The organism is Prevotella rectalis, from assembly GCF_900607215.1.
GTDB lineage: Bacteria > Bacteroidota > Bacteroidia > Bacteroidales > Bacteroidaceae > Prevotella > Prevotella brunnea.
The window spans coordinates 658,467-678,924 of the sequence record NZ_LR027822.1 but is presented as its reverse complement, the minus strand read 5'-3'; the positions used below and the strand labels follow the sequence as shown (position 1 = coordinate 678,924).

Sequence of the window (20,458 nt, the reverse complement as noted above, 5' to 3'; positions counted from 1 at the left end):
TATGCTAATTCCAAATAGAAGTGCAAAATCTCTGTGGGTGCAATAACTATGAAAAACACCGCGGAGGTTTGCCTTGCGGCTGGGGGCGCGAAGCCCCCAAAGAGCATTGACGGATAACTTAAGCAATACAAAAAAAAGGAGAAAGACTTTCGTCCCTCTCCCTGAGATTAACTAATTTTGTATTGCAATGTATAAACAATTAACCTCGGAGCAAAGATACACAATAAGTGTGTTACTCCAAAAGAAATTCTCACTTAGTTTTATAGCCGAGACAATTGGCGTGTCTGTAAGTACCGTCTCTCGCGAAATTAATCGTAATTCAAATGAGAAGGGTATCTACAGCTGTCATTTGGCAATACTCAGAGCTCGCCGTCGCAAGTCGAACAACCCTGGCAACCGTTCTGTCAAGCCTTATGTCTGCAGCCGTGTGTTTGAACTTATCCGCCATGAGCAATGGTCCCCCGAGGAAGTTTCCGGCTGGCTTAGGAGAGAGGAAGGCATGAAGGTCTCCAAGTCTACTATCTATAATTGGATAGCAGCCAGTTCCCCGCACCATAAGGATAATATCCGGAAACACCTTCGCCATGGCGGGCACAAGGGCAGGACATCTAATATGTCGGGCAGCGCACTGATATCTAACAGAGTTTCGATTGACGAACGACCCGTCGAGGCAGACGGTCGTTCCATAGGCGATTGGGAAATGGACACCATCGTGGGAAAGAATGGAAAAGGTGCCATCGTAACGTTGGTGGACAGGAAGAGCTGTTATATGCTCATGGAGAAACTTGAAACGGGAAAACAGGCCGTACCTTTGGCGCATGCCGTGGTGCGGCTGCTTAGAGAGTCCCAATTGCCAGTCAGGACTATTACCACGGACAACGGAAGTGAGTTTGCAGCACATGAGATTATAGCAAGGAAACTAGGTACAACTGTTTATTTTGCGCATCCATACTCCTCATGGGAAAAGGGGGCAATTGAAAACATGAATGGACTCATCAGGCAATATATACCTAAGAAGACCAATTTCAAAGGTATATCCAAGGGAATGATAAAACATATAATAGAGAAATTAAACAACAGACCAAGAAAAAAGAATCAATTTCAAAAGCCAAAAGATATGATTAAACAAAGAATTGTGTAATTTTGCACTTGCTTATGGAATCCGCCTTTCTGCGTTCCTTTATTAAAATAAGTGAAAAAAAACTATATTCAGTAATTTTACATTACTTTTGTAGTTCAATCAACTGGACATTAAATGAATCTTACACGCATAGCAGATAAGCTGTATTTTCGCCCTCGTTGTCGCGAATTGGACAAATACGTGCATGAGGGTGAAGCCCTTCAAGCCGAAGTATTGAGCTATTTGTTGGAACAAGGCAAGGAAACCGAATATGGGCGAAATCATCTTTTCTCTACTATCAAGTCATACGAAGACTTTGCTCAAAGCGTTCCGGTAAATACCTATGAGGAACTTAAGACCGACATCGACCGTATGCGCCACGGTGAGCACGATGTGTTGTGGCCCGGGCTGGTAAGATGGTACGCGAAATCATCGGGAACGACCAACGACAAGAGTAAGTTCATTCCCATTTCTTCCGAAGGCTTGCAATCCATTCATTACCAAGGTGGAAAGGACGTTGTGGCATTATACTTGTCGAACCATCCCGAAAGTCGTGTCTTCGATGGTAAAAACCTCATCTTGGGTGGCAGTCATTCTCCCAATTACAATCTGCCCAATTCATTGGTGGGCGACCTCAGTGCCATTCTCATCGAGAATATCAATCCGCTTGCCAATCTTCGTCGCGTGCCTTCCAAGCAAGTGGCTCTCTTGAGCGACTTTGAGGTGAAGCGAAACCTCATAGCGGAGCAGACGATGAACAAGGATGTGCGCAGCATTTCGGGAGTGCCTTCGTGGATGCTCTCTGTTCTTGTGCGCGTTATGGAACTTACCGGCAAGAAACATCTGGAAGAGGTGTGGCCAAATCTTGAGGTGTTCTTTCACGGTGGCATAGCCTTCACCCCTTATCGAGAGCAATTCAAGCAGTTGATAACGAAGTCGGACATGAATTACATGGAGACTTACAATGCTTCAGAAGGCTTTTTCGGAATCCAGAGCGACCTCACCGATTGCAGTATGCTTCTTATGCTCGATTACGGTGTGTTCTATGAATTTCTGCCCATGGACGAGTTTGACAGCGAAAAGCCCAACATCGTTCCCTTGAGTGGCGTGGAAACAGGCAGAAACTATGCCATGCTCATTAGTACCGTTTGCGGATTATGGCGTTATGCGATTGGCGATACCGTGCAGTTCACGTCGGTCAATCCCTATAAGTTCATCATCACCGGCAGAACGAAATACTTCATCAATGCCTTTGGTGAGGAACTCATCATGGACAATGCCGAAAAGGGACTTGAAGCTGCTTGCAAACAAACGGGTGCACAAATCTCCGAATATACCGCTGCTCCCATTTACATGGATGCCCAAGCCAAATGCCGCCATCAGTGGCTCATAGAGTTTGCAAAAGCTCCAGAGAACATGGAGCAGTTTGCCGATATTCTTGATTCTAAGTTGCAGGAAATAAATTCCGACTATGAAGCCAAGCGTTCGCACGACATCACACTTCAGCGATTGGAAATCATCTCCGCACGCCACGACCTCTTTAACGACTGGTTGAAATCGAAGGGAAAACTCGGCGGTCAGCACAAGATACCGCGACTTTCCAACAGCAGAAAGAACATAGAAGAAATGTTGGCACTGAACAACACTCCCGAAGAGCAACAGCAAAGCTGACAGAACGCTTTTTATCAGTCGATGAACAATTCTTTCACGTAACAAAAAAATCAATGTTTTCAAGATTATTCCAAAACATAAAGGAACTTACCGAACGCCTGTCTGAAACGAAAGGTGCTTCGGGCGGTTTTACCTTTTTCCGAAATGGCTCTTTCAATGCAGCACTACCGATGGGTCTCTTGTCTTTTTTCCTTTTGGTTTCTTGCGCGAGAATGGGACAACCCGACGGCGGATGGTTTGACGAGACACCTCCAAAGATAGTGAGAACATTTCCGGCAGACCGCTCCACAGCAGTGAAAAGCAAGAAAATATCCATCGTCTTCGATGAGTTCATCAAGCTCGACAATCCTTCCGAAAAGGTGGTGGTATCGCCTCCACAGTTGGAAATTCCGGAGATTACCGCTTCCGGCAAACATATCTTGGTGCAACTGCAAGACTCCCTGAAAGCCAATACCACTTACACGATAGATTTCTCGGATGCCATCTCCGACAATAACGAGGGAAATCCGCTTGGAAACTATACCTATACTTTCTCCACCGGAGAGGATATCGACACAATGGAAGTGGCAGGCTATGTGCTCGAAGCAGAGAACTTGGAACCCATCAAGGGCATTCTCGTGGGACTATATGCCAACCAAGCCGACACGGCTTTTTTGCGCGAACCAATGCTTCGCGTATCTCGCACCAACGACCGCGGCTATTTTGTCATCAAGGGGGTGGCAAAACGCGATTACAGAATTTACGCCTTGCAGGACGCTGATGGAAACTATTTCTTCAATCAGCCTGCCGAGAAGATAGCTTTCACGCCGGAAGTCATCATGCCCTCTGCGATTTCGGATGTGCGTCAAGACACCATTTGGCAGGATTCGCTCCGCATCTCCGACATTAAACGTGACTCCTACACACATTTCTTGCCCGACGATGTGGTGCTGAAGGCGTTCACCGAATTGCAGACCAATCGCTACTTCATGAAGGCGGAACGACAGAATGCCGACCATTTCACGCTCTTCTTCAGTTACGGACATAAGAATCTGCCAAAACTCAGAGGACTGAATTTCAACGCCAACGACGCTTTCGAGGTGGAATCATCGGTCAATCAGGACACGATAACCTATTGGTTGCGCGACACACTCTTGATAAATCAAGACACGCTCAGGATGGAAATGCAATACGAGGGAAGCGATTCACTCAACAACCTTGTCTTGCAAACCGACACCTTGGAAGTATTGGCGAAAACTCCCTATGCCAAACGTGAGAAAAAACGGCAAGAAGAATACGACAAATGGCTGAAACAGCAAAACAAAAACAAGGAGCGGGGAAAGGATTACCAAAGCGAATTTCCGGCAGACCCTTACGGTGTGAAATATAACGTCGGTTCACTCATGGCTCCGGATGAGAACATCTCTTTCGATTTCCAATCGCCTCTCGCCGAGTTGGACACAACGAAGATACATCTCTATGAGAAAATAGACACCCTTTGGTACAGGACAAAATATCAATTGGGTGCCGATCCGAACGTCCCTCGTCGCTATAAGCTTGTGGGAGCGTGGAATGGCGGACACGAATACAGTCTGGAAATCGACTCAACGGCTTTCACCGATATCTACGGAAAGACATCCAATAAATACAAACAGGGCTTCAAGGTGAAAGCACTATCTGAGTTTGCCACGCTCATCATCACCGTAGAGGGAATGAAAGGCAAGAATTGCGTAGTGCAGTTGCTCAATGAGAGCGACAAACCGGTGAAGGAAGTGCCATTGAAAGAGAACGTAGCCACCTTCTACTATGTTAATCCGGGCACGTATTACATGAGGTTGTGGGTGGACGACAATGACAACGGACAGTGGGACACCGGACTTTACAGTGCGCAGCGACAAGCAGAGGCAGTTTATTATTATCCTCGCGAAATAGAATGTAAGGCAAATTGGGACGTGCGGGAGACATGGAATCCGAAAAACACGCCACTCTATTTGCAAAAACCAGGTAAGATAACACAGCAGAAATCGGAAAATCGCAAAAAAGTGAAAAGCAGAAATATTGAGCGAGCAAAGAGTTTGGGACTGGAGTATAATCCAAAGGTGGGTGTCTGACGCCTCTTGCTACCTTTGCGATTTACTCTTTGTCGGCTTCTTTTTGTTCCGTAAACATTCAGTTCATGGGCTTTTGCGAGGAAACTTTATAGTCATGTCGTATAACTTCATGTCGCTGTTTCGTCATGCACTAATCAACTCCAAGAAAAAGCAGTTTCTAAAAACCATACGCCATGAACTCATATCAACATCTGCACCTGTCCGGACAAGACAAAAGACAAGCCTATTCTTTATTTTTTTTGAGCATTGAAAACGTGAAAATCCTTCCCTGACGATATGGGAAAAGTTCAATAATGTCCTGAATTTTCTTCATTCATCTATCAAAAGCTTACCTTTCGCTTTCCAAAAGGTAAGCTTTTGCAATGCAAAAGGTCATGAATCGGAGTGCAAAAGCTAAGCTTTTAAATCTCAATTAATATCGTCCTGATTATCAATAGATTACGCAGAGTGTATCGAACACGGTTTTTGTAATATAATTTCATGGTGATTAGAATACCGTTGAGAAAAGATAAAGAATTTCTCACTGCCATACAACATCGAGAAATCCTAATGACCGATTTGAGATAAACGCTCTCTTTGCCGTCAGCAAATATACATACAACCGGAATTTTATTGCTGAAGAGGTGCGAAGAAAAATAAACGGAAGATAGATTGAGAAAGTAAGGAAATAGTATTATTTTTGTATATTAAACAATCCTGCAATCAAAAAAACTACAAACAAGTTGTCACAAAACCGGACTTCTTGCGTACTATTTGCAGAAACCCAAGATAAAAAATCAATAATAATAACAGCTTATGAAACGAATCCTCCTTTTAAGTTTCACCTTTCTTACCATTCTCGCTTCCGGCTGCAAAGGTAATTGCCAGATGATCGACACCTCTGTGAATGGTAGAATGTTGAATGAAAAACTGTCGAAAAAGTCTTTCAACCTGAAAAACTTCCATGGTGTGAGCATGAGCACAGTGGCAGACGTTGAGTATGTTCAAAGTACTAAATACAGCATTGTGGTAACGGCTTCTGAACGTTTCATGAAAGGTCTCGGAATAAAAGTAAACAATGGGATTTTAAAAATCTACGAGACAAGAAGATGGGGTGAAACCACTCACAAATCAAGCGAAAGAAAACCACGCATAAAGATTTGTTCTCCGTGTATGGACGATGTCGATTTGTCGGGTGTAGGCACTTTCCAATCGAACCGGATAAAGGCGGGAACGATGAAAATAAAAGTCAGTGGCGTATCGAAGCTGTCAATAGGTCAGATTAATTGCGATGACTTTCAATTGGAGTCGAGTGGTGTGGGCACTTACAGAATGAATATCCGCACACGGAAAGCCAAGTTGAATAATAACGGAAACTGTAAAGTGTTCGGAAATTTGGTTGCCGATGATTTCCGGATTACTAATAGCGGCTCGGCAACGTTCAACATGACGATAAACGGAAGTAACGGGCGAATAGACAACTTGGGAACGGGAAAGATGTCGCTCAAATTCTCTAACGTTGATTTGCTGAGAATTAAAAATCAGGGCGTGGGAAATATGAATATAGATTTTAGCGGAAAGAAACTCAATATACAAAATCAAGGCAATGGAAAAATAATGGCAAGACTGGATTGCGATAACATTTCCGCCTGCAATCCCGGAGTGGGGAAAATGGTTCTCTCGGGGAAGGCAGACAACGTGAACATACAATCCTCCGGTATTTCCAACATCGATACTTCCAAGCTGAATAATTATTAAGTGAAAGATGGCATGACCGACGCGGAGTTCCAACAAGAAGCCACACAATTGCGGGCGCGATTGATTTCCGTTGCCGTGCGCTACTTGAAAAGTGAAGAGCCGGCAGAAGACATTGTGCAAGACACGATGTTGCGTCTCTGGCAACTTCGCTTGGAGCTCCATCAGCCACTCATGCCCCTTGCATCGGTGCTGACACGCAATTTGTCGATCGACTATTTGCGAAGGCAACGTCCGTGCCAATCCTTGGCAGATGTGCAACTCGCGAGCGAGGAAGAGAAAGGGAGCGTAGAACGATACAATCGAATGATGTCGATTTTGGATAACTTGCCGGGACTTCAACAAACACTTCTTCGTCTGCGCCATATTGAGGGAATGGAATACGGCGATATTGCCCGGATTATGGGCAGTTCGGAAGTGGCAGTTCGACAAGCAATCAGCAGAGCTCGCCGGAAAATACTAAAGAAATATGAAGATGAAAATGGAAGAAATAAAAATATTGATTGAAAAGTTTCTTGATGGGGAGACAACACTTGCCGAGGAGACAACACTCTATCGTTTCTTCCAAAGCGGACAAGTGCCTTCAGAATTGCGACCTTACCGAATGATGTTCAACGACTATGCCGAACTTCCATCATGTAATACGAATCGGGATGTGAAACGCGAGCCAAGGCGCATTGACTATCGGCATCGAAACCATTGGCTGCGAATAGTCGTGGCAGCTTCACTGCTGTTGCTCATGGGAACTTTTGTGGGGTTCTATCTGCATCGCGAGCAAATGGTGGCGCAAACCTATGCCGGCAGCTACATGATTGTGGACGGAAAGCGGATTGACAACTGGCAAAAAATAAAGCCCAAGGTGAAGGCAACATTGAAAGAAGCTGACAAAATAGAGCGCAAGGTGGAGAGCGAGTACGTTATTAATGAAGCTGAGGGCGAGGTATTGGAAAACATTACCGACCCTCAGCAGCGTGCAGAGCTGGAAAATCTACTGAAAGGCGTGTAGAGGTGGTTGGCTTCATCGAGTGTATGGAATAAGGTTGATATAAAATAGAGGTTGTTATGAGAAGATATGTGATATTTATAATCGTCTGCCTGCTGACAACTGTCGGAGCACAGGCACAAAACAGCATTGATAAATTGGTGGAAAAATATTCCATTACGGGAGGTTCCGTCTTCATCACCGTGGTAAAGCGCAATCCGAGAACTCGCAAGGTGGAGAAGGTGGTCAAGACATTGGAAGTGGAATATGGACACGGAGCGCAATTCTATCGAGCATTCAAGGCGGAATCCGCTACTGGAACTTGGTCGGAAATGCTGAAAGACAACACGCGAACCACCCTACTTGTCATCGACAAGTCTGACCAAGTGCGCATCTATATGCTGAAAAAGAAGGAAAAAAAATATCCCGACAAATCGAAAGTAACCATCATTATCCAAACAAAATAATGATGAAAAGCTTACAACCCAAGAAATAATGAAGAACCATTCCGGAAGACTTATCCGAAGTCGATGATAAAAAAAAATCGGATGGAACGTAAAAAACAGTAAAACAGTAAAATATTTTCATGGATAATGAGTATCTTTGCATCATGGGGAGTTTCGGTTTGTTACCGTTTCATGCAGCATGGCGGTAACTAATCCCCCACCCTTCCTGTTTTTTAGATATTCGTCTGAAAATAAATTGCTTATAAGAGATAATTAAAAATGTTGGAACTGCGTGAGAATAAACAATGACATAGCGACACTTAAACTTATCGCCCCCATTCCGATGGGAAAGTTATTGTTTCTTCATGCCTTTACACAAAACAACCAATACAGAGAAAACATGAGAAAATCATCAAGAATCCTTTCCGTGATAGTGGGTTGCATCATTGCGATGGGCGCACAAGCACAAACACCGGCTGACTCTGATACCATTCGGGTGCAGCAAATCGACGAAGTGGTGGTTACCCATCAACGACAATTGGTGAAGAACGAAATCGACAAGCTCACCTACGACGTGCAACACGATGAGAGCGCGAAGAGCAAGACGATACTGGAAATTCTGAAGAAAGTGCCGTTGGTAACAGTGGACGGTCAGGACAACATCAAGGTACAAGGTTCTTCCTCGTTCAAAATCTATCGCAACGGGCATCCCGATCCAAGTCTTGCGGGTTCCAACGCCAAGGACATTCTGAAGTCTATTCCCGCTTCGAGCATCAAGAAGATAGAAGTCATCACCGATCCGGGAGCGAAATATGATGCAGAAGGCACCACTTCTATCCTCAACATCGTAACCCTTTCCGACAGTAGGTTGCAGGGAGTGGCAGGCTCGCTTCAAGCCAATGCCAATTCGCGTGGTTCCGTGGGTACGGGAGGTTTCATCACCACGCAAGTGGGAAAGCTCATTCTCACCGCGAACTACAACTATAGGTATCAGGCTGCGAAAGAAGTGGATGCCGAGACCGAAGTTTACAAAAAGTATTTGCAATCGGGAGAGTACTCCTATTCACGTGGGAAGAACAAACAACCCGCAAATATCCATTACGGAAATATAGACGGAAGTTACGACATTGATTCTCTCAACCTGCTCAGTTTCTCGTTCGGGGGGATGTATTACACGGTAAACCTCAACGGAATATCCTCTGAAGAGCGTTACGATGCCCACGACAACCTACTTTACAAGTACAAAGAGCTATTCACCATGCCGGGCTATTCGTTTTACAATCTAAACGGAAGAGCCGACTATCAGCACAAAACCAAGCGAGAGGGAGAGGTGTTCACGCTGTCCTATATGTTGGCAACTACGCGACGCCACGACACCACCCGGAGCGATTTTGCCGAGACACAGAACTTCCCCATCGATTACAAAGGCTACGAAAAGCAAAACCGTGAACGATTCGTGGAGCATACCCTGCAATTAGATTATGTCCGTCCGCTTGCCAAACTTCACACCATGGAGATGGGCTTGAAGTACATCAACCGCAGCAACAAAAGCGATTCGCGAATGGATTATTTTGGTAAGGAACAGAACATGATCAGCTTGTTCAATCACGACACGCAGGTTGCGGCAACCTATCTCTCTTATTTGTTCCACAGCGAGCGATGGTCGGCACGTGCCGGACTCCGCTATGAATACAGCTATCTGAAGGCATCCTATCCCAATGGCAGCGCGGAAGGCTTCCATCGGAATCTCAATGACTGGGTGCCCTCTGCGAGCGTGCAATATAAAATCACCGATTCGCAGTCGTTAAAACTAAGCTACGGCATGCAAATTCGACGTCCGGGCATCACCTATCTCAATCCCGCCGTATTCAAGACGCCTACCAGCATTTCCTATGGTAATGTTCACTTGAACAGTAGTAAAAGCCACAGCATATCGCTTACCTATAGTTTCATGAGTCCGAAAGTTACCTTCTCGTTCTATCCTTCTTATACTTTCGCCAACAACTGGATAACCACTTCGCGGTTTGTCAATGACGGAATCGTTACGTACACCTATGCCAACGATATGAAATACCGTGCCTTTAAGATTTCGGGCTATGTACAGTGGCAACCCTTTGCCGGAACGAATGTCAATCTGAATGGAAACATCACGAGCGAGAAGAAGTCCATCCCCGCCCCCAATCTCAGCCTGAGCGGATGGGGAGGTCAGGCTTTTCTTAGCTTGCAGCAGCAGTTGCCTTGGAAACTCACGATGGATGTCGATGGGGGTGGCGAGTTCGGGCGTAACATTGATAATGTTTATGGATACGGAGGTCGATGGTATTACTATTCTTTCTCGCTTACACGCTCTTTCCTGAAAGATAAGTTGAACGTTTCGGTCTTCACCTCGATGCCGTTTACGAACCATGACCACATGAAGAGTAGCATCGTGCAAGGCGATTACATCGGTTATGACAACTGGGAACAGAAGTCGCGTAACTTTGGAATCCGACTATCATGGAGGTTTGGAAAGCTAAAAGCTTCCGTGAAGAAAGCCGACAAGACGATACAGAACAATGATGTCGTGGGAGGCATCGGCAAATGACATACTGAAAGGAGAGAACGGAGCGGCAACCACAGCTGCTCCGTTTTTTTATGGTTATTGTGAAGCGTTATTCTTTCTTGTTGAATGATTGAAAACTCCTAATGGTTTTCTTTCTGCTTCACACCATGAAATTATATTACAAAAACTTTGTTGGGGCATGTTTTGTAATCTGTTGATAATCAGTATAATATTAATTGCGATTTAAAAGCTTAGCTTTTGCATTCCGATTCATGACCTTTTGCACTGCAAAAGGTAAGCTTTTGGAAAGTGAAAGCTAAGCTTTTGGTGGATGAATGAAGAAAATTTAGGACATTATTGTGCTTATTCTGCAAAAATGAGCCATACGCCACATTTTTGCAGAATAAGCTAAAATAATTTGAGGAGTGAAACTTAGGCTGATAAAATTCAAGAAGCACCCTGTCATGCTTCTTGAATTTCTGTTGGAAAAGTTGGGATGCGGAGGCTTAATTTAGTCCGAACAAGGCTTTCAATCCTCCGTCCACGCCCGAGAAACCCATGAAAGCAAGCGAAAGCAAACCAGCCGTTACAAGCACAATCGCCATGCCTTGCATGCCTTTTGGAACGCGTGTGTAAGCAAGTTGCTCGCGAATGCCTGCAAAGATGGTCAGAGCAAGTGCGAAACCCAATGCCGTGGAGAAGGCATATACCACGCTCTGCAACAGCGAGAAGTCTTTTTGTATGACGAGGATGGCAACTCCCAATACGGCGCAGTTGGTGGTGATGAGTGGCAGGAAGATGCCCAACGCCTGATACAAGGCGGGGGAAACCTTTTTGAGGATAATCTCAACCATCTGCACCAGCGCGGCTATCACGAGGATGAACGCCAAAGTTTGGAGATATTGTAGCCCGAAAGGATTGAGCACGTAGATTTGTACCAAATAGGTAACGATGGTTGCCAAGGTGAGCACGAACGCCACCGCCGCCCCCATTCCCAAGGCAGTATCTACCTTTCTGGAAACGCCGAGGAATGGGCAGATGCCAAGGAATTGTGAAAGAACGATGTTGTTGACAAAAATCGCCGAAATAAATATCAAGATATATTCCATAATGCTTTATCCTTTCTTAAATTTATTGACAATCGCGATGAGATAGCCGAGCGTGATAAATGCTCCCGGTGGTAATACGAAGAGTAGTGTGTTCGTTACTTCAGGCAGGAGTACGAAACCAAAGAGCGAACCGGCGCCGAGCAGTTCTCTTACCGCTCCCAACAAAGTAAGAGCAAACGTAAAACCAAGTCCTATGCCCAATCCGTCGAAGATGCTTGCCAGTGGTGTGTTCTTGCAGGCAAACGCCTCAGCGCGACCTAAAATGATACAATTGACCACAATCAGTGGAATGAAGATGCCCAACGATTTGTCCACGGCAGGCGCATAGGCTTTGATGAGCATTTGAAGAATGGTTACGAAAGAGGCTATCACTACCACGAAGACAGGGATGCGCACCTTGTCGGGGGTAACGCTCTTGATGCACGATATGGCAAGGTTGGAGCAGATGAGCACGAACAACGTTGCCAATCCCATAGACATGCCATTGAGGGCACTTGTCGTGGTGGCAAGTGTGGGACACATACCGAGGAGCAACACGAACGTAGGGTTCTCCTTGATTAGTCCATTGGTTAATATTTTCAGATGATTCATAGTTTTTCTTCCTTTCTTATTTCTTCATGTAAGCTTCGTAAGCGTGGTTGATGGCACTTAAAAAAGCTCTCGAGGTGATGGTGCTCGCGGTGATGGCATCAATCTCTCCACCGTCTTTGCGCACCGTCAGCGGCTTTTTGCTTGGATTCTTCCCTATTACGCAGCCTTTCCCATCCTTCTGGAACCATTTGTCGGCTTTCGCCCCAAGTCCCGGTGTTTCAGTGGAGGTAAGGACGGTGTAGCCCAAAATATTGCCTTCTGGGTCGAAACCCACCAGCACTTTCAAGTCGCCACCGAAGCCTTGCGTGATACTTTCCACGGCGGCACCCAACGATTTACCGGCATTGGCGACATGATGCACAACAAAGGCAGTCTCTTTGCCTTTTATCGTTTGTTTGACGGTGTCGGTCGATGTTACGTTGAGTTGTCCACCGCCCATCACCAAGGTAATTCCGTCAGTCAGGTTCTTCTCGGCTTGTGCCGCGATGGTATCTTTTGTCAGCTCGTTGATGTAGGCAAGCACGCCTCCCATTAGCAGGGCTGCGGCAACGAGCACAACCACCATGTTAGTTAAAGAGGACTCTAATTTCTTCATTTCTTTATTACCTCCCCGAATCTTTTAGGTTTGATGTATGCGTTGATAAGTGGTGTGAACGCGTTCATGATGAGAATGGCGAACGACATGCCCTCCGGATAGCTTCCCCAGTTGCGAAGAACAACCGTAAGCAGACCAATCGATATGCCATAGATGAGTTGTCCTTTCGGTGTCATGGGCGATGTAACATAATCTGTTGCCATGAAGATGGCTCCCAGCATCAGTCCTCCGCTGAACAAGACGGTAAGCGGGTCGGCGTAGATGGGATTTGCGAGATGCAAAAGTCCCGAGAATACGAAAACGGTAACAAGGATTGAAATGGGAATGTGCCACGTAATAATCTTCCGCCATAACATATATATCAATCCGCCGATGAGTGCTAAGGCACACACCTCGCCTATGGTGCCCATACCTCCGGAAGCATTGTTACCCAACAGCAGATGGAGCGAGTTGGGAAGATTGTCCAAGACGGAAGCATCGCCCATTCTGATGGCTCTCTTCATCATGCTTAACGGTGTCGCTCCGGTTGATGCATCGAGATATTTGCTCAACTGTCCCAATACCGGCCAGGAAGTCATTTGCGCCGGAAAGCTGACCAGCAGAAAGCATCTGCCTACCAAAGCCGGATTGAATGGGTTGCAACCCATTCCGCCGAAAGTCATCTTCCCTATGCCGATGGCTACCAAAGCTCCTATCAGCGTAATCCACATTGGTAGGTTGCTCGGCAGGTTAAAGGCCAACAACAGTCCGGTAACAATGGCTGAACCATCCATGAGCGTAGGCTCTTGCTTCAACATGTATTTCGTGATTGCCCACTCGAAAAACATACAGCCGGCAATACTTGTCAGACAAACAATCACCGAGCCGATGCCAAAGTACAGGAATGACACAATCAGAGCCGGAATAAGGGCGATGATGACACCGTACATATTCTTCTCCACCGTTTCCTTGCCATGTGCATGCGGTGATAACGAAACTATTAATTTTTGCATCTTACTCTTTATTTTTTAGCCGTTTGGCTGTTTCTACCACGAATAATCTTCATTACAGTTTGCTTCCCGTTGCGAATATTGTCAAGCAGTGGGCGATGGGAAGGACATGTGAACTGGCAGGAGCCGCACTCTATGCACGATGTTATGCACTCGTGCTCACATCGTTCCCAATCCTTGAAGTTGGAAGCGGTGGCAATGAAGTAAGGCTCCAGTCCCATCGGACACACGCTCACGCATTTCGCGCAGCGAATACAGGGCTGAACTTTTTTTCTGCGTGCATCGGAATCGGTGAGAATGGTAACACTATTTGTTCCTTTGCAGATGGGAACCTCTGTGCTTATCAAGGCTTTTCCCATCATCGGACCACCTGCCAATATCTTGTTGTCGCCTTCAGGCATTCCGCCACAAGCTTCTATCAAGTCGATCATGGGCGTTCCCATGCGAACAAGGAAGTTGCCGGGATGCGCCAGTTTCTTTCCCGTTACGGTCGTATAGCGTTCAAAGAGCGGTTTGTGCTTCATTACCGCCTGATACACTGCGTATGCGGTGCCTACATTCTGAACAATCGCCCCCACATGTACCGGAATGGCAGGAGGTGCCGGAACTTGCCGACCAATAACGGCATCCACCAATTGTTTCTCACCTCCTTGTGGATATTTTTGCGCCAAAGGAACAATGGTTATCTTCTGTTTGTTGGCGGCTTTCTTCGTAAGCAGTTCTATGGCTTCGGGCTTGTTTTCCTCAATTCCGATATAACCTTTCTCCACTTTGGCAGCCTTCATCAGCAGTTCCAAACCTATGAGTATTTCGTCGGCATGCTCCATCATCAACCGGAAGTCGGAAGTGATGTAAGGCTCACATTCAACGCCATTGATAATCACGCATTCTGCTTTTGTTCCCGGCGGTGGTGTTAGTTTGATGAAAGTGGGGAAACTTGCGCCTCCCATACCGGTTATACCCGCCTCCTTGATGCGTTGTGTTATTTCTTCCGGTGTCAGTTCCGGATGTTGGGCAAGTCTGACGATAGCGTCCGACCGGTCGATGCTTTCTTCCCATTCATCGCCTTCCACGTCGATGATGATTGCCGGAACGCGATAGCCGGTGGCATCGATGACATTATCAATCTTGAGCACCTTGCCGGAAACGGCAGAGAAAATCGGAGCCGAAACAAATCCTCCTGCTTCGGCAATCATTGTACCTACCTTCACGCTATCGCCTTTTTTCACCACTGCTTTCGCCGGTGCTCCAATGTGTTGTTGAAGCGGATAGATGGCACGTTTGGGCAAGGCGGCAACTTTTGTTTTAACGTTGCTTGTCAGTTTGTTTTCCTCCGGGTGCACGCCACCCTTTCTGAACGTATGTAGTCTCATTGTTTTTCCTCCTCTTTCTTCGAATCCTTGTTTTGTCGGCCGCTTTCTACTTTCTCGTTTGTCGCCGGAGCAGCTTTTCTTATTGGGAAATTAAGCGCGACAATGGCATGTGTCGGACAGGCGTCCACGCACTTGCGACACATCTTGCACTTGTTGTAATCAATGTATGAGAGGTTGTTATCAATGGTAATGGCATCAAACGCGCAAGCTTTCAGACATTTTCCACAACCAATGCAGGCAACTTTGCAGGCTTTCAACGCCACTGCGCCTTTGTCTTTGTTTACACATCGTACATAGATGCGGCGGTTCTTCGAACCTTTCTTCCTCAATTCAATAATATTTCTCGGACATGCTTTCACGCAGGCTCCGCAGGCGGTGCACTTGTCGTCATCTACTTCCGGTAAACCGGTATCCGGATTCATGTGAATGGCATCGAAACCGCATGCCTCCACGCAGTCGCCACATCCCAGACATCCGAAACCGCATGCTGTTTCACCGGCTCCGGTGGAGTGTATGGCGGCACAAGTGCGCATACCATTGTACTCGGCAACGCGCGGACGATTTTCGCACGTTCCGTGGCAACGAACCACAGCCACCATGGGGTCGGTCTTCGCAACCGCCATTCCTAAGATATCAGCAACTTGTTCCATTACTTCTTGTCCGCCTACAGGACAGAACAAGCCTTCGATTGAACCGGCATCAGCACCTTTCACCAAGGCATCCGCCATCCCTCCGCAGCCCGGGAAGCCGCATCCTCCGCAGTTGGCACCGGGCAATGCCTCGGTAACGGTTTCCAATCGCGGATCTTCATCAACAGCAAACTTCTTGGAGATGATGTACAGCACCACTGCCGCCACAAGTGCTATTGCTCCCAGTACTATTACTGCAATTAAAATAAAGTTCATATATGTTTTTGTATTATAAGTAGCAGATTATTTTTGTTCGCTCTTTCTCGTCGGATGCTCTATGCTGAAGTTGAGCGTGTTACGCAGTTTGTTCCTGAAGAGATACAAAATTGCGTAATAGGGAATCAGCGAAGCGAGACTTGCCAATGCCGCCACAGGTTCGTTGTCGGTTAGTAGAGCGCATAAAAACAATATCAAGATGACGAGCACGAAGGGAATTCCGAACCCTAACAGCACCGCTTTCATTCCCGTGGCGTGCGATTCTACGAGCATCACGCCGTCTCCCACCTTATATTTACTTTGTTCGGCATCGTTGTAAACATCGATTATCTTCTCTTTGCTTTCCGAAGCACTACAATGTCTGGATGCCCTGCAAGACTCACAAGCTGATGTTTGCGCAATCAGAACCCGAATGCGATTGGGTTCTATTGCCCGGATAACCCCAAAATGTCTTATCTTGCCTTTCATTTGTTTTCATTAAACGCTCATTTTGCAATGTAGAGTTTACAATTGCAAAATTAACATTATATTTTTATATAGCAAATAATTCCTTATGTTTTTTTCAAAATATTCAAAATCTAAATAAAAAATAAGGGAGTGTTTGGAATGTCATGGCGAAAGAACCTATTACAAGTGTCCTTCTTTCCGTCTTATCATTCCATTTGCAAAAATACAATAATAAAAAATCGATTGCAAGGAAACTTACATGTTTTTTCATCAGAATGAATAATTGGTTTTCTTTCAATGATATTGTTCTGCTTCATTGCAATAACGTCCTAAAATTTCTTCATTCGTTTATCCAAAGCTTAGCTTTCGCGTTCCAAAAGGTAAGCTTTTGCAATGCAAAAGGTCATGAATTGAAGTGCAAAAGCTAAGCTTTTAAATCGCAATTATTATCATTCTGATTATCAATGGATTACGAAGTGCGTATCGGATGCAGTTTTTGTAATATAATTTCGTAGTGCCGGTCGGGTCGAATGTTCACTGTCAAATGCCTGTTTACCATTACCTGAATACGATTTGGAGTCATGAGGAGGTATGTGTTATTCAACATTGGAACAAAATACATCAAGTCTCATGATTTGATGAAACTTTGCGTGGGGGCACAAAATTATTTAGGACACCATTGGCTTCATTGTGATTTTTTTCGGAATTATTTATAAATCTCAGATAAAATTTCGGTAAAAAAGGTGGAAAACCATTTTGTTTGACATTCAGTAATTCTTACTTTTATTGGGAACGACAATGAAAACGTGGCAGAAAGTCTGCTGCAAAGCTAAAGTTTCGACCATCGTTTGGGAAATCCGACTATTTTTTTGTATTTTTGCAACTCACACAATACGAATGATAAAAGAAAAAGGATACCGGTTTATGGCTAAAAACGACAAGGGACTTACTCCGATGATGCGACAGTTCTTCTCCATGAAAGCAAAACATCCGGACGCGCTGATGCTCTTTCGCTGTGGAGACTTCTACGAGACTTACTGCGATGATGCCATCGAAGCCGCGAAGATACTCGGCATTACGCTCACAAGACGCAACAATGGAGCATCGGTGGGCGACGAGATGGCCGGTTTTCCGCATCATGCCCTCGATACTTTTCTTCCGAAACTCATTCGTGCCGGGAAGCGTGTTGCCATCTGCGACCAATTGGAAGACCCGAAGAAAAAACGTGAGCAACTGAAAGGCAAGAAAGGACTCAGTGCAGAGGACAAAATGGTGAAACGAGGCATTACCGAACTTGTTACACCCGGTGTGGCAATGGGCGACAATGTGCTGAATTACAAGGAGAACAACTTCCTCGCCGCCGTGCATTTCGGTAAGAGTTCGTGTGGTGTCAGTTTCCTTGACATCTCCACCGGAGAATTCCTCACCGGCGAAGGGACATACGATTACGTGGAGAAACTGTTGGGAAACTTTTCCTCAAAGGAGGTTCTTTATGACCGGACACGGAAGAATGACTTTGAAAAGCACTTCGGAACGCGCCTCTGTACCTTTGCAATGGACGACTGGGTGTTTACGGAATCTACCGCTCGACAAAAACTACTGAAACATTTCGGAACGAAAAATCTCAAGGGCTTCGGTGTGGAGCATCTTCGCGATGGCGTGGTGGCTGCCGGTTCCATCATGCAGTACTTGGAACTTACGCAGCACACGAACATCAATCACATCACATCGTTGGCTCGTATCGAGGAAGAGAAATATGTGCGCCTCGACCGTTTCACCATTCGCTCGCTCGAGTTGATATCGCCGATGCAGGAAGACGGCTCATCGTTGCTCAACGTCATCGACCGTACCATCACGCCGATGGGCGGACGAATGTTGCGTCGCTGGCTCGTTTTTCCACTCAAGGAGGTGAAGCCCATCAACGAGCGATTGGACGTGGTGGAATATTACTTCCGTCATCCTGATTTCCGTCAATGTGCGGACGACCAGATGCATCGCATAGGCGACTTGGAACGTATCATCTCAAAGGTGGCTGTGGGACGCGTGTCGCCACGCGAGGTGGTGCAGCTGAAAAACGCGCTTAATGCCATCAAACCCCTGAAAACGGCTTGTTCCACTGCCGATGATGAGGGACTGAAACGCATCGGCGACCAATTGAACTTGTGTGAGTCGATTCGCGACAGGATAGAACGCGAGATAAAGAACGACCCTCCGCAGCTGTTGAACAAGGGTGGGGTAATCGTTTCGGGCTTTCATGCCGAGCTGGACGAGTTGCGCTCCATACGGGACAACGGAAAACAGTATCTTCTTGAAATTCAGGAGAAGGAGGCTGAACAGACGGGAATTAACTCATTGAAGATTGGTTTCAACAATGTTTTCGGCTATTATCTTGAGGTTCGCAACACATTCAAGGACAGAGTGCCAGAAGATTGGATAAGAAAGCAGACGCTGGCGCAGGCAGAACGTTACATCACGCCCGAGCTGAAGGAATATGAAGCAAAGATTTTGGGAGCCGACGAGAAAATCATCATGCTCGAAACGAAACTATTTTCCGAGCTGGTGCAGGACATGCAGGAGTATATTCCGCAAATACAGATTGATGCCAACCTCGTGGCGCATTTGGATTGTTTGCACGCTTTGGCAGAAGTCTCCGAGCAACAAAAGTACGTGCGCCCGATGGTGGACGATTCGCAGGTAATCGACATCAAGCAGGGGCGGCATCCGGTGATTGAAACGCAACTGCCCATCGGTGAGGAATACGTGCCCAACGATGTACTACTCGACAACGAGCGACAGCAAATCATGATGATAACCGGTCCGAATATGGCAGGTAAATCGGCTCTCTTGCGCCAAACTGCCCTAATCGTATTGCTGGCACAGGTGGGCTGTTTCGTGCCTGCGGAAGGTGCGAGAATAGGTCTGGTGGACAAGATATTCACTCGTGTGGGAGCTTCCGACAATATCTCGCTCGGCGAATCCACGTTTATGGTGGAGATGACGGAGGCGGCGAACATCCTCAACAACGTTACGCCACGTTCGTTGGTACTCTTCGATGAGTTGGGACGCGGAACGAGCACCTACGATGGCATCAGCATCGCGTGGGCAATCGTGGAGTATCTGCACGAACACCCGAAAGCAGCAGCTCGCACACTCTTTGCCACGCACTATCACGAGTTGAACGAGATGGAAAAGAACTTCAAGCGCATCAAGAATTACAACGTATCGGTGCAGGAGACCGATGGGCGGGTTATCTTCCTGCGCAAGTTGAAACGAGGTGGCAGCGAACACTCGTTTGGTATTCATGTGGCAGACATTGCCGGGATGCCACGCTCCATCGTGAAGCGTGCCGGAATTATCCTGAAGCAGTTGGAGACCGACAATGCGCAAGTGGGTGGAAAAGGAAAGCTCTCGGCAGAGAAATTGGAGCAGAGTAGGGAAGGGATGCAGCTGAGTTTCTTCCAATTGGATGACCCCGTGCTGACACAAATCCGTGATGAGATATTGGGCTTGGACATCAATAATCTCACCCCGATGGAAGCCTTGAACAAGCTCAACGATATCAAGAAAATCGTAAGTCCGAATGGGTAGTTTTCGAAAATGGCTCAGAACTTACACGCGATAAAAAGTTTTTTTAGTGAAGTAGGTGTTCAGAATTAAACGTACACATTTTTTCTTCGTTTTTTTTATTTTACTTCCTACAATCTTTCTGTCTTTTTTTCGTCATTTTTCCGTCTTCCATCGGTCGAGTAGCCCTCGACACTCCCTTTTCAATCCAAACGACTGACTGAAAAACAAACGAAAATATTGTGGCAATTAATTAGAATACCTACTTATCGTGACTCTTTATTCTCTATGAAATAAAAA

At 46.1% G+C, this 20,458-nt stretch carries 16 protein-coding genes and 1 pseudogene; 10 read left to right on the top strand and 7 right to left on the bottom strand.

The annotated features are described in order from the left end of the window. Window positions 1-187 precede the first annotated feature (187 nt). From E0E16_RS11150 to E0E16_RS11110, 9 genes and pseudogenes are all read left to right on the top strand, one after another. Window positions 188-1,141, top strand: a complete 954-nt coding sequence (locus E0E16_RS11150) for an IS30 family transposase (protein WP_130828553.1) — start codon at window positions 188-190, stop codon at window positions 1,139-1,141. Between the two features lie 114 nt (window positions 1,142-1,255). Then, on the top strand, window positions 1,256-2,791 hold the full coding sequence (locus E0E16_RS11145) for a GH3 auxin-responsive promoter family protein (RefSeq protein ID WP_130830353.1): 1,536 nt from the start codon (window positions 1,256-1,258) through the stop codon (window positions 2,789-2,791). Between the two features lie 170 nt (window positions 2,792-2,961). Beyond that, window positions 2,962-4,881, top strand: coding sequence for an Ig-like domain-containing domain (locus E0E16_RS11140; protein WP_130830647.1), 1,920 nt, complete (start codon window positions 2,962-2,964; stop codon window positions 4,879-4,881). A gap of 79 nt (window positions 4,882-4,960) precedes the next feature. Beyond that, window positions 4,961-5,124 (top strand): annotated as a pseudogene (locus E0E16_RS15035) (IS1380 family transposase); the annotation flags it as partial. Between the two features lie 552 nt (window positions 5,125-5,676). Then, window positions 5,677-6,618, top strand: coding sequence for a GIN domain-containing protein (locus tag E0E16_RS11130; RefSeq protein WP_130830352.1), 942 nt, complete (start codon window positions 5,677-5,679; stop codon window positions 6,616-6,618). After that, on the top strand, window positions 6,619-7,122 hold the full coding sequence (locus E0E16_RS11125; RefSeq protein ID WP_255418177.1) for a GFO_1088 family ECF-type sigma factor: 504 nt from the start codon (window positions 6,619-6,621) through the stop codon (window positions 7,120-7,122). It abuts the gene before it with no gap. Next, complete coding sequence (locus tag E0E16_RS11120; protein WP_130830351.1) at window positions 7,085-7,621, top strand: PG0215 family putative anti-sigma factor; 537 nt, start codon at window positions 7,085-7,087, stop codon at window positions 7,619-7,621. The genes E0E16_RS11125 and E0E16_RS11120 overlap by 38 nt, the downstream gene beginning before the upstream one ends. 56 nt (window positions 7,622-7,677) lie before the next feature. Further along, window positions 7,678-8,064, top strand: coding sequence for a DUF5024 domain-containing protein (locus tag E0E16_RS11115; RefSeq protein WP_130830350.1), 387 nt, complete (start codon window positions 7,678-7,680; stop codon window positions 8,062-8,064). A gap of 271 nt (window positions 8,065-8,335) precedes the next feature. Further along, complete coding sequence (locus E0E16_RS11110) at window positions 8,336-10,627, top strand: TonB-dependent receptor domain-containing protein (protein ID WP_309253789.1); 2,292 nt, start codon at window positions 8,336-8,338, stop codon at window positions 10,625-10,627. 464 nt (window positions 10,628-11,091) lie between these two features. Here the strand turns inward: E0E16_RS11110 and rsxA are convergent, their stop codons facing one another. Genes rsxA through E0E16_RS11075 form a run of 7 tightly spaced genes read right to left on the bottom strand, consistent with a single transcriptional unit; the run spans window position 11,092 to window position 16,615 of the window. After that, entirely contained in the window at window positions 11,092-11,694 is a 603-nt protein-coding gene (gene rsxA / locus E0E16_RS11105; protein WP_130830349.1) for an electron transport complex subunit RsxA, read from the bottom strand. Between the two features lie 6 nt (window positions 11,695-11,700). Then, entirely contained in the window at window positions 11,701-12,285 is a 585-nt protein-coding gene (rsxE, locus tag E0E16_RS11100; protein ID WP_130830348.1) for an electron transport complex subunit RsxE, read from the bottom strand. A 16-nt stretch (window positions 12,286-12,301) separates the two neighbouring features. Then, complete coding sequence (locus tag E0E16_RS11095; protein WP_130830347.1) at window positions 12,302-12,880, bottom strand: RnfABCDGE type electron transport complex subunit G; 579 nt, start codon at window positions 12,878-12,880, stop codon at window positions 12,302-12,304. Beyond that, window positions 12,877-13,872 carry an RnfABCDGE type electron transport complex subunit D gene (locus E0E16_RS11090; protein WP_130830346.1) on the bottom strand — a complete coding sequence of 332 codons (996 nt, stop codon included), beginning with the start codon at window positions 13,870-13,872 and terminating at the stop codon, window positions 12,877-12,879. Before E0E16_RS11090 ends, E0E16_RS11095 begins: the two co-directional genes overlap by 4 nt. A gap of 8 nt (window positions 13,873-13,880) precedes the next feature. After that, window positions 13,881-15,242 (bottom strand): electron transport complex subunit RsxC, encoded by a 1,362-nt coding sequence (gene rsxC / locus E0E16_RS11085; RefSeq protein WP_130830345.1) that lies wholly within the window; start codon window positions 15,240-15,242, stop codon window positions 13,881-13,883. Beyond that, window positions 15,239-16,147: a Fe-S cluster domain-containing protein gene (locus E0E16_RS11080; protein WP_130830344.1), complete on the bottom strand. Its 909-nt coding sequence runs from the start codon at window positions 16,145-16,147 to the stop codon at window positions 15,239-15,241. The genes rsxC and E0E16_RS11080 overlap by 4 nt, the downstream gene beginning before the upstream one ends. A 27-nt stretch (window positions 16,148-16,174) precedes the next feature. Then, on the bottom strand, window positions 16,175-16,615 hold the full coding sequence (locus E0E16_RS11075) for a SoxR reducing system RseC family protein (RefSeq protein WP_130830343.1): 441 nt from the start codon (window positions 16,613-16,615) through the stop codon (window positions 16,175-16,177). A 903-nt stretch (window positions 16,616-17,518) separates the two neighbouring features. Between E0E16_RS11075 and mutS the strand changes: the two genes are divergently transcribed. Beyond that, complete coding sequence (gene mutS / locus E0E16_RS11070) at window positions 17,519-20,182, top strand: DNA mismatch repair protein MutS (RefSeq protein ID WP_130830342.1); 2,664 nt, start codon at window positions 17,519-17,521, stop codon at window positions 20,180-20,182. The last annotated feature ends 276 nt before the right edge of the window (window positions 20,183-20,458 follow it).